Below are 2481 nucleotides of genomic sequence, written 5' to 3'. Positions count from 1 at the left end.
TGCGGTTCGTCGACTTCTGATCGATCGAGACGGCGGGGCTCAGTCCCTCGATGAAATCGACGTCCGGTCGATCGACCTGACCGAGGAACTGGCGCGCGTACGCGCTCAGCGATTCGACGTAGCGACGTGCGTGAGGAACGCGCCCAGCGCATCGGTGCGATCCTCACGCGGGGGAACCTCGAACGGGGCGTTCGCGGCGGCCAGCGTCTTCTTCGCACGGACGATGCGCTGTTGCACGGTGGCGGTCGGCGCCAGGAAGGCGCGCGCGATCTCCTCGCTGGACAGCCCTCCCACGACACGCAGGGTCAGAGCGACCTGAGCCTCCCGGGAGAGCACAGGGTGGCAGGAGATGAAGATCAGACGCAGCACATCGTCGTCGACGACATCCGGATCCCACAGCAGGTCTCCGCCCTTCCCCTGTTCCTGCTCGAGGTCGTGCGCGAGCAGGGCGAGACGCTCGTCGAGGCGCTCCTGCCGTCGCCACCGGTCGACGGCCCTGCGCTTGGCCACCGCCGTGAGCCAGGCACCGGCGTTGCGAGGAACCCCCTCCGTCGGCCACTGCTGCAGCGCATCGACGAGCGCTTCCTGGGCCAGCTCTTCCGCGAGACCGAAGTCGCCGAACATCCGGGTGAGAGCACCGACGATGCGGGCGGACTCGATGCGCCAGACGGCGGAGACGGCGCGTTGGGCAGACCCGGGGTCGGGTGCCGAACGCGCCGTCTCACCGTGAGCGGAAGCGTGCATCGCCGCTATCGCCTCACTGCTGGGCGCGCTGAGCCTGCTCCTCGCGCCAGCCGGCTTCCTTCTCGATCCACTCGTTGTCGGCGGGGAAGTCCTCGACTCCGGTCACCCTGCGCACCTCGAGGGATGACCCGCGTCCGAGAGGCGCGCGGCTGGCCCACTCCGCAGCCTCTTCGCGGGAAGAGACCTCCAGAATCCAGAAACCGTTGAACAGCTCCTTGGTCTCGCCGTAGGGGCCGTCGGTGATGAGCGGCTTCTCGGCGCTGAAGTCGACCACGAAACCCTCGGCGGCGTCGGTCAGACCCTCGCCGGCGACGAGCACTCCGGCCTTCATCATCGACTCGTTGTACTTGCCCATGGCCTCGATGACCTGCTCGAACAGCATCTCCTTGTGCGCCTCGACGGCCTCGTCGGTCGCGCGCATGATGAGCATGAACTTTATGATGTTCTCCTTGTTCGAAGGGCCGTCTCTCGACCCTCTCATCAATGACGTCGAACGGGAACGGCCCAGATCGACATCATCCTGGAATTCTCTCCGAAGAAAGTTCTCGCGGGCGGCGCGGTGAGGGGTGGTCCCTCGACGAGGATCGCTCGGCGACGGTCAAGCGCGACGCGACGGGCGCGCGGCAGCATCGGCGATCACGGCGGTGAGCGCGTCGAGCGAACGCTGAGGGCTCCACGCTGCAGCGACCGACGGGGCCTCGGCGCTCAGCACCGCGAGTCGTTCCGGGTCGGTCAGGAGTGCGCGGATCGCCTCGGAGAGCGCGTCGACGTCGCCGCTGGGGACCAGCACGCCGCCGCCCTGTTCGAGCACGTCGCGGATGCCGTAGCGGGCGTCGTACGACACGACGGGCGCACCGTGCAGGAGCGCTTCCACGATCGACAACGGCTGCCCCTCGAAGGCGGTCGCGGTGACGATCATCGATGCCCGGTCGAGCACGGTCCCCGGTGAGTCGGTGTAGCCGGCGAGCAGCACGCGGTCGCCGGCGTCGAGCTCTTCGATGAGTGCCCGCAGTCGGTCCTCTTCGGGGCCTCCGCCCCAGATCTCCATCCGGGTGCCGGGAACGCCTGCGGCGAGGAACGCGCGGATGGCATGATCGATGCGCTTTCCGGGTGCGAGGCGGCCGAGCACGACCACCAGGCCGTCTTCGCGCAGATCATCGCGGCGTTCGACCGGCGCAATGGGGTTCGGCACCAGGACGTGAGAGGCCGAGGAGCCGAACCGTGCCACCACGTCGTCACGCTGCGTGGCGGTCGGCCAGATCACGGCGTCGAACCTGTCCGCCACGCGGAACCACCGCGTCCAGAGCGTGTTCATCGGCGCATCCGGGGTGTACGGCGCCTCCACGTGCATGGTGTGGATCGTGTGCAGGATGCGCACGCGCGGGTCGGACCAGTCGGCGATGAGCTCGCCCAGCTGTCGGGACTCGCAGATCACGATGATCTGCCGGTCGCCGAACGCGTCGGTCACCGTGTCGAGCCAGGCCCGGTAGAGGCCGCGGAACCCGTGCAGAGCCCCGGCCACCGCACCCGCGGCGTCGTACACGAGCACGGGCTCCTCGGTCAGGTGCCAATCCGGGTTCCCCGGGATCACCGGCAGCGCGACGAAGGGTGTGCGTCTTGCCCGACAGGTCGCGCTCCTGGAGCACGACGCGCTCGTCGGTGTCGGCATCGATGAAGCAGAGGGCAATCGGCGGATCACGATACCCCTCGCGGTGAACGCCGACTCGATGGCCACGT

2 protein-coding genes and 1 pseudogene are annotated in these 2481 nt (G+C 68.4%); all 3 read right to left on the bottom strand.

Annotation, left to right across the window (positions count from 1 at the left end):
• Positions 1 to 132: 132 nt before the first annotated feature.
• Positions 133 to 744: pseudogene (locus tag KZA10_RS12265) on the bottom strand (sigma factor); the annotation flags it as partial.
• Between the two features lie 13 nt (positions 745 to 757).
• Positions 758 to 1183, bottom strand: a complete 426-nt coding sequence (locus KZA10_RS12260) for a YciI family protein (protein WP_218683012.1) — start codon at positions 1181 to 1183, stop codon at positions 758 to 760.
• Between the two features lie 159 nt (positions 1184 to 1342).
• Positions 1343 to 2293, bottom strand: a complete 951-nt coding sequence (locus KZA10_RS12255) for a glycosyltransferase (RefSeq protein ID WP_308289663.1) — start codon at positions 2291 to 2293, stop codon at positions 1343 to 1345.
• Between the last annotated feature and the right edge of the window lie 188 nt (positions 2294 to 2481).

It is taken from the genome of Microbacterium sp. BF1 (assembly GCF_019279095.1).
In the GTDB taxonomy this organism is placed as follows: Bacteria; Actinomycetota; Actinomycetes; order Actinomycetales; family Microbacteriaceae; genus Microbacterium; species Microbacterium maritypicum.
This window is presented reverse-complemented; position numbering and strand designations above follow the sequence as displayed.